Source organism: Bacteroidia bacterium (assembly GCA_039924845.1).
Lineage (GTDB): Bacteria > Bacteroidota > Bacteroidia > DATLTG01 > DATLTG01 > DATLTG01.
Map to the genome: position 1 here is coordinate 1 of JBDTAC010000027.1, position 8,901 is coordinate 8,901.

7 protein-coding genes are annotated in these 8,901 nt (G+C 36.4%); 1 reads left to right on the forward strand and 6 read right to left on the reverse strand.

The features are described 5' to 3' along the window. From ABIZ51_03145 to ABIZ51_03160, 4 genes are all read right to left on the reverse strand, one after another. On the reverse strand, positions 1-732 hold a 732-nt coding region (locus ABIZ51_03145; GenBank protein MEO7087774.1), incomplete at its 3' end, for a hypothetical protein. Between the two features lie 195 nt (positions 733-927). Further along, positions 928-3,063 (reverse strand): polyribonucleotide nucleotidyltransferase, encoded by a 2,136-nt coding sequence (locus ABIZ51_03150; protein MEO7087775.1) that lies wholly within the window; start codon positions 3,061-3,063, stop codon positions 928-930. 180 nt (positions 3,064-3,243) lie between these two features. Further along, entirely contained in the window at positions 3,244-3,513 is a 270-nt protein-coding gene (gene rpsO, locus ABIZ51_03155) for a 30S ribosomal protein S15 (protein ID MEO7087776.1), read from the reverse strand. 163 nt (positions 3,514-3,676) lie between these two features. Then, positions 3,677-6,109: an MMPL family transporter gene (locus ABIZ51_03160; GenBank protein MEO7087777.1), complete on the reverse strand. Its 2,433-nt coding sequence runs from the start codon at positions 6,107-6,109 to the stop codon at positions 3,677-3,679. 121 nt (positions 6,110-6,230) lie between these two features. Here ABIZ51_03160 and ABIZ51_03165 point away from each other — a divergent pair, with 121 nt between their 5' ends. Further along, the gene (locus ABIZ51_03165) at positions 6,231-6,695 is read left to right on the forward strand and encodes a dCMP deaminase family protein (protein ID MEO7087778.1); all 465 of its coding nucleotides are present in this window, start codon (positions 6,231-6,233) and stop codon (positions 6,693-6,695) included. Positions 6,696-6,718: 23 nt separating this feature from the next. Here the strand turns inward: ABIZ51_03165 and ABIZ51_03170 are convergent, their stop codons facing one another. Both ABIZ51_03170 and aspS read right to left on the reverse strand, forming a co-directional pair. Next, positions 6,719-6,946 carry a hypothetical protein gene (locus ABIZ51_03170; GenBank protein ID MEO7087779.1) on the reverse strand — a complete coding sequence of 76 codons (228 nt, stop codon included), beginning with the start codon at positions 6,944-6,946 and terminating at the stop codon, positions 6,719-6,721. Positions 6,947-7,033: 87 nt separating this feature from the next. Then, on the reverse strand, positions 7,034-8,779 hold the full coding sequence (gene aspS, locus ABIZ51_03175) for an aspartate--tRNA ligase (GenBank protein ID MEO7087780.1): 1,746 nt from the start codon (positions 8,777-8,779) through the stop codon (positions 7,034-7,036). Positions 8,780-8,901: the final 122 nt, after the last annotated feature.

Below are 8,901 nucleotides of genomic sequence, written 5' to 3' on the forward strand. Positions count from 1 at the left end.
ATTGTACGACTGTTGTATTTTGAAGCCCAACACTTTGTTTTTCAAGGTAAATTCACACGCAATTTTTTTAACAGTTCCATCAATAATTTGATAGGCAAATGGTTTTTGTTGAACGATATCACCAACAGACGTTTTTATTACCAAATCATGATTCTCTAAATACAAGCCATCTGCACCATTTACTTGCATTTGTATCAAATTTACATCGGCATCTTTATTCAAAATAAAATCATATTTCACATTGTTCGTTTCGCTATATACTTTTAAATTGATATTCGAATAAATGTTTTGATACTCAATAGTATGATACGACCTGACGTGCGCTGCCCATTTACTTTTGTCCTTGCCAATAAAATAATTCGAGTAATCCGCACAGGTATCATTTCCACTCGCACGAGCGGCGGAATCGGCATTCAAAAAATTAATTTTCACCGCCTGAAATTTTAATACCATTTGACTTGGATCTGTTGCAACATCTTTTTTAGTTGCGTGCGGATGCAATAATTCAAACATATTCGGCTGATAAAAAACGTAAGTGAAACATTTTTTTTCGAGAAACAGCCGTCCACCCCAAAAATCAGATTGATACAAAATATTATCTTGCCATTGATTTTTGTTTTCCGTAAATTTCAGAAAACCTGGGCGCGTATAGATATGCGTATCTTTTCCACTTTCAGCAATAGAAAAGAGAGAACAAAAAATAAAAAGAATACTGAGTAAAAAATGTTTCAAATTAATGAGGATTGAAAAATTATTTTTTCAAGACAGATTAAAAGTATAAAAAAAGAAAGCACAAAACAATAATTTAATCTATTTATTTTCAACACAATAGAAAAAGGATTGAAAAAATATTCTTTTCAAGGCAAAAAAAAGTCCTCGAAAAAATATTTTTTCGAGGACTAAAAAATTAATTTTTTGAACAGCAATTTATGCCTGTTCCATTTTTTCCGGTTTCGGTAAAAGTGCTTTTCTGGAAAGTTTGAATTTTCCTGTTTTCGGGTCTACGCCGATTAATTTTACTTTTACGATATCGCCTTCTTTTAAAATTCCTTCCATCGAATCGAGTCTTCTCCATTCAACTTCCGAAATGTGTAACAAACCATCTTTGCTTGGCATAAACTCAACGAATGCACCAAATGCTAAAATTGATTTTACTTTTCCTTCGTAAATTTCGCCTACTTCAGGAACAGAAGCAATCGCTTTAATTTTTGCCACCGCTCTATCAATGTTTTCTTTGTTATCAGATACGATGTCTACAATTCCAAATTCACCTTCTTCTACAATCACAATAATTGTCTCGGTTTCGCGCTGCATTTCTTGAATTACTTTTCCTCCAGGTCCGATAATCGCTCCAATAAATTCTTTCGGAATTTTTAATTTTACGATGCGCGGTGCGTGTGGTTTGTAATCTTCGCGCGGTTGTTGAATGGTTTTTGCCAATTCTCCTAAAATGTGTAAACGTCCAGCTTTCGCTTGTTCCAAGGCTTTTTCCAACACTTCGTACGATAGTCCGTCCACTTTAATATCCATCTGACAAGCCGTAATTCCGTCTTTTGTTCCAGTTACTTTAAAATCCATATCTCCCAAATGATCTTCGTCTCCTAAGATATCAGAAAGAATAGCATATTTTCCTGTTTTGCTGTCGCTGATTAAGCCCATTGCAATTCCAGCAACTGGCTTTTTCAATTGAACTCCAGCATCCATCAACGCAAGTGTTCCTGCGCAAACAGTCGCCATTGAAGACGAACCATTGGATTCTAAAATATCAGAAACCACACGAATTGTATATGGGTTTTCATCCGGCAACATTGGTTTTAAAGCTCTCAAAGCAAGGTTTCCATGACCAACTTCTCTTCTTCCAGTTCCTCTCATCGGTTTTACTTCTCCTGTTGAGAATGGCGGGAAATTGTAATGAAGTAAAAACTTAGAAGTTCCTTCATACACAACACCATCAATAATTTGAGTATCTAATTTTGTACCCAACGTAACGGTAGTCAATGATTGCGTTTCACCTCTGGTGAAAATCGCGGAACCGTGCGCCGTTGGTAAATAATCAACTTCCGACCAAATCGGGCGAATTTGATCCAATTTACGTCCGTCCAAACGAGTTCTTTCCGTCAATACTGAAGCGCGAACACCGTCTTTTTCGGTATCGTGAAAATATTTATTGATTAAAAACTTTTTAGCTGTTTTTTCTTCGTCAGAAAGTGTTGCTACAAATTCAGTTTTAATCGCTTCAAAAAGAACTTTGCGTTCACTTTTGTTTGCGTTTCCTGATTTTGCAACAGCATAAACTTTATCGTAACAAGCTTTATGGATAGCAGCTTTCAAGTCTGCATCATTTTGTTCGTGGCAATATTCGCGTTTTTTATCCGCGTTTACTGCTTGTGCTAATTCTTTCTGTAATTTACATTGTTTTTTAATGGCATCGTGAGCAATTTTAATGGCTTCCAACATTTCAGCTTCGGAGCATTCTTTCATTTCGCCTTCCACCATATTTACGTCTTTTTCAGAAGCAGCGACTATTATATCCATATCTGCTTTTGCCAATTCCGTACGAGTTGGATTCACCACAAATTTACCGTCGATGCGCGCCACACGTACTTCAGAAATCGGTCCGTTAAACGGAATATCCGAAATACAAATAGCTGCTGAAGCGGCAAATCCTGCAAGGCAATCCGGTAACACTTCTTTGTCTAAGGAAATCAATGAAATTAATACTTGTGTATCTGCGTGATAATCATCCGGGAAAAGCGGACGCAATGCTCTATCTACCAATCTGGAAATTAATATTTCATATTCTGAAAGTCGTGCTTCACGTTTAAAAAACCCACCGGGGAATCTTCCATCTGCGGCATATTTTTCTTGATAATCCACGGAAAGTGGTAAAAAATCAACATCTGGTTTTGCATCTTTGTTTGAAACCACAGTTGCGAGCAACATGGTATTGCCCATGCGTAAAACTACCGATCCATTTGCTTGCTTGGCAAGCTTTCCGGTTTCAAGAGTAATGGTTCTTCCATCACCCAAATCCATTGTTTTTGTAATTGCTGTTTTTGACATCTTTTTTAAAATTTAATTTATTGTTTTCATCGTTTAACTTATTTGTTGAATTATACTGGTAAAAGAGTTTGAAAAATTATTTTTTCGGAAGCGAATTTTAGAGCTTATTTACATTCCTTTTAAAACAGAAAAAGCATCCCGCTAACGGAATGCCTTTCGTGTTTTATCGAAATTTATACATTATTTCCGGATATCAAGTTCTTTGATAACAGAACGATATTTCTCAATTTCAGTTTTCTTGAGGTGATCCAACAAACTTCTTCTTTTTCCTACCAAAGAAATCAAGGCTCTTTGTGTACCAAAGTCCTTTTTATTTTTTTGTAAATGTTGTGTCAAATGAATGATACGGTGCGTAAATAAAGCAATTTGTCCTTCTGCCGAACCTGTGTTAGCAGCAGCTTTTCCGTGCTTTTTAAAAATATCTCTTTTTATTTCTGTTGTTAAATACATAGTACTCGTTTTTAATAAATGGAGGACAAAGATAGGTATTTCTTTTAATTCAACAATTTTTTTCTTTTTCTTTTGTTTCAAAACGAAAAGAAAGCCTAAAACCGTGTTTGAAAAAATATTTTTTTGAAGACCTAAAGATCTATTAAAAAACAAATCCAAAAAATTATTTTTCGCCCGCCTTTTCTATTTCTAAATGGTCGAGGTCAATGTCTTCTTCCTCGTCGTAGATTTGAATCAGCGGTTCTGATAAAAAGGCTTTTGTAGTCAATCTTTTTTCGAGTGTCAATAAAAAACAAGGCAATAAAATTAAATTGGAGCAATACGCTATCAATAACGTAACTGAAATTAAAATGCCCAATGCGGCAGTGCCTTCAAAACTCGATGCGGTGAAAATAGCGAATCCGCAAAAAAGAATAATTGCCGTATACACCATGCTAACGCCCGTTTCGCGGATAGTGTGTGATACTGTTTTGGAAATACTGTGATGATTATTTTTAAATTCTTGTCGGTATTTGGTGAGGAAATACATGTTTCCATCCGAAGCAATTCCGAAGGCAATACTGAAAATTAAAATGGTACTTTGTTTTAAATGAATATGGAAAAAGCCCATCAATCCTGCCGTTATCAGCAAAGGAATTAAACTTGGCACTACGGAAATAATCACCATGCGCACCGACATAAAAAGTGTAAACATCACTAAGGTGATGAGAAAAATCGCCAAGAAAACACTTTCAATTAAATTTTTTACCAGAAAATCATTTCCTTTTAAAAAGATTAAACTATTGCCTGTAAGTCCTATTTTATAAGCATTTGGAGGCGACGTCCATTTTTTTGAATAGTGATCGTAATTAAAAATGGTATCAATTTTTGGTTGCAATTCGTTCACCAATTCTTTCATTTTTACGGAACCGACATCCGCCATTTGAATGCTCACGCGCGTGTATCTTTTGGTACTATCAATAAATGCTTTAAAGGAATTTTGTTTTGATTTTGCATCCGAAGCGTAGCTCGAAATATTCGCCAAATCAAGCGCTCCGGGTAATCGATAAAATTTCGGATTGCCATCTTTTAACGCTTGATACGAAAATTTAATTCCCTCAATAATCGACATTGGTTTGGAAAATTCAGGATATTTTGCAAAAAGCCTTTGCAGCATTTCTATTTTATAAAGTGTGCGACCATTATCCGCAAAAACGCCGTTTGGTTTTCCTGTATCAATACTGATTTCAAAGGGAAGTACGCCGTCAAAGTTTTTTTCGAAATAGCGCATGTCCAAATAAATTGGATCTTTTTTCGGCAAATCATCCACCACATAACCGATGGCTTTTATTTTTTCCAAACCGATAAAGGAAACAATAATAATCGCAACCACGCTTATGTAAATTGTTGGGCGATGGTGATGCACTATGTAATCTACTTTTTGTAGAATAAACGAAATATTTTTTCCTTTCAAATGATCCGTGTTTTTTACGGAAGGCGGCTTTAGAAAGCTGAAAACAATCGGAATCAGCGTAAGCGAAATAAAATAGGCTACAATTACATTGAGTGCAGAAACCAATCCGAATTCATACAAAATTTGTGTTCGCGTAAAGCAAAATACAGCAAAACCAATGGCTGTAGTGATATTTGCAAAAAACAAAGACACGCCTATTTTTTCAATCATCCGCGAAAGCGCCAAGGCTTGATTACCGTGTAAGCGGTATTCCGTATGGTATTTATTGAGTAATAAAATGCAATTCGGAACGCCGATAACAATTATTAATGGTGGAATTAATCCAGATAAAGCGGTAATTTTATACCCCAGCAAAACCATTGTTCCCACCGACCAAATAACACCTATTAATACGACTAATAAAGAAAATATTACAGGCAAAAAGGATCGAAAAAATAAGAATAAAATAATAGCAGTAACTAAAACAGCGAGCCCCAGAAACAAAACCATTTCACTCGCAATTTTTCGCGAAATCATTGTGCGGATATAAGGCATTCCCGAATAATGAACGCCTGTTTTATATTTTTTACTGAATTGAACTACTTGTAATTTAATAGAATCAACAATGGCAATGCGGTTTCGAGTATTTAAATCTTTATTTTCAAACGTAATTGCCATTAAGGTGGAATGCGTTTTTTCATTGAAAATAAATCCGTTGTAAAAAGGCAATCTATGAATGGCAATTTTTAAACTGTCTAATTGTTTTTGAGTTTCAGGTAATTTTTTGATGAGCGGTTTAAATTCAAATTTTCCGAGCGAATCATTTTTAGTGAGGTTATACAAACGTCCAACCGAGACCACTTCTTGAACACCTTTTATATTTTTGATGGAATTACTTAGCGCGCACCAATCGTTAAATTCATTTAAGCGATACAGGCTATCTTCCTGCATCCCAATCACCATCACGTTTCCGTCTAATCCAAATCGTTTTTTAAAATTTTCGTATTGAATGCTGGCGCTGTCGCTTTCAGGTAAAAGTTGTGCAAACTCGTACGTAAGCTGCACGTGCGTTGCTTTAAACGCCATAAAAACCGTTATCAGTGCAATGACCGATAAAAATTTCCAACGATTTCTTAAAACAAGTTTAGCTGCAAAAGCCCACATAAAAACGCGTCTGAAAAATTATTTTTTTAAAATCTCGAAGGTAAAGCAAAAAATAAGAACAGCAAAAATAGGAATAAATGAAGAGTATTTTTTTGATACTTTTTTCTCTACTTTTGTCGCTATGATAAAACCGAGTTTTGATGATATTTACATGGATTTGGCGGTCAATCTGGCTAAAAGATCGCATTGCGTAAAAATAAGTGTGGGCGCAGTATTGGCAAAAGATACGCGCATTATTTCTTTGGGATACAACGGTCCGCCTGCTGGAACTTACAATTGCGATGAAGTATGGCCCGAAAAAGGTTGTCCGAGAGATAGCAAAGGAAGTTGCTCTTTGGCGCTTCACGCGGAACAAAATGCAATTTTATACGCTTCTAAAAATAAATCTTCGTTAGAAGGTTCTACACTTTACATCACGCTTTCGCCATGTATTGCCTGCGCCAGAATTATTTTTTCGACTGGCATCAGCAAAGTGATTTATCGCGATTCCTATGCGGAATACAAAGGCATTCCGAGTGACGAAGGTGTTGATTTTCTGAAAAAATTTGGTGTGCAAGTAGAGCGTTTTAAAGCTTCCGAAAAATAATTTTTCAAAAAGACAAAACTATTTTACTTTGTTTTTTTCGCTTTTAAAGAATCTGCGGAAGCGTTTTTTGTACTCAACGAATCGCTTTTAACCGTTTGATTGGCGAGGTTCAACAAAGAATCCGTAACCGATTTTGCAACTGGTTTTACAATGCTATCCGAAATTGGCTTTTTGTCAACCGTATTTGAATTTCCGCAAGAAGAAAATCCGATTATCGCTAATAAAGCGAATCCAAAAAAAAGTTTTTTCATACAATTATAATTAAGAAAAATAAAAATAGAATTCGAAAAATTATTTTTTTGAAGCTCAAATTTCAAGACAAAAAAACATCAGAAAAATTATTTTTTCACTGTCAAATTTAACTCCTTTAATTGTTCATCCGAAATAGTGGAAGGCGAATCAATCATTACATCTCTGCCCGAATTATTTTTCGGAAAAGCAATGTAATCACGAATCGAATCCGAACCTCCAAAAAGCGAACAAAGTCTGTCGAAACCGAAAGCAAGTCCGCCATGCGGAGGTGCACCAAATTCAAAAGCATTCATCAAAAAACCAAATTGCGCTTGCGCATCTTCTTTGCTAAAACCAAGTTTGTCGAACATCGCAGCCTGCAACTCTTTATTATGAATTCGAATAGAACCGCCACCAATTTCAACTCCGTTAATAACCATGTCGTAAGCGTTGGCACGAACAGCTCCCGGATCTTTTTCCAACAAGTGAATATCCTCCGGTTTTGGCGAAGTAAAAGGATGGTGCATCGCGTGCCAACGTTTGTTTTCTTCGTTCCATTCGAGTAAGGGAAAATCAATAACCCAATGACATGAAAATTTATTTTTATCGCGCAATCCCATACGCGTGCCCATCTCCAAACGCAATTCCGATAAGGCCTTACGCGCTTTATTTTTTTCTCCGGCAAGTACTAAAATTAAATCTCCCGCTTTCGCGTGAAGCGTTTCTGCCCAAATTTTTAATTCAGTTTCGTTGTAAAATTTATCTACAGAAGATTTTATCGTTCCGTCTGCATTGCAGCGTGCGTATACCAATCCGCTTGCACCCACTTGCGGACGTTTTACAAATTCGGTGAGTTCGTCCAATTGTTTGCGCGTGTATTCTGCGGCGCCTTGAACACAAATTCCGACCACCAATTCGGCATCGTCAAACACTTTAAAGCCTTTGCCTTTCACCACTTCGTTCAGTTCTACAAACTTCATTTCAAAACGAATATCTGGTTTGTCGTTGCCATAAAATTTCATTGCATCTGCGTAAGTCATGCGCGAAAGTGTAGGGATATCAACGTTTTTAACCGCTTTAAATAAATGACGTGTCAATCCTTCAAACATTTGCAAAATATCTTCTTGCTCTACAAAGGCCATTTCACAGTCTATTTGCGTAAATTCAGGCTGACGATCGGCGCGTAAATCTTCGTCACGAAAACATTTTACGATTTGATAATAACGGTCGAAACCGCTTACCATCAGCAATTGTTTAAAGGTTTGCGGAGATTGTGGCAGCGCGTAAAATTCGCCCGGATTCATGCGCGAAGGTACTACAAAATCGCGTGCGCCTTCGGGTGTTGATTTAATTAAAACAGGCGTTTCTACCTCTAAAAATCTTTCTTTATCTAAGTAATTTCTGGTTTCAATCGCAATGCGATGACGCAGCTCCAAAGCCTCACGAACAGGCGTCCTGCGTAAATCTAAATAACGGTATTTCATCCGAATATCGTCGCCGCCATCGGTATTATCTTCAATCGTGAAAGGAGGCGTTTGCGAGACATTTAATACATCCAATTGTTCCACAATCAGTTCAATTTCGCCTGTCGGGATTTTCAAATTTTTATTGCTTCTTTCCGAAATTTTTCCGCATACTTTCAACACATATTCACGACCTAATTTGCGCGCTTTTTCGCACAATTCTGCATGCGTTTCCATATTAAAAACCAATTGCGTAATGCCGTAACGATCACGTAAATCAATAAATGTCATACCGCCCAAATCGCGCGATTTATGCAGCCATCCGCAAAGCGTAACCGTTTCCCCAATATTATTTTTAGTAATTTCTCCGCAAGTGTGTGTCCGTAACATTTATTTTTTCAATTTAAAATGAAGCGCGAAGTTATGAAACTGTTTTTACTACGTCGAAAAAATAATTTTTCAAGCTCGAAAAATTGTAAAAAAAAACGCTTCGAAAAATTAATTTTTCGAAG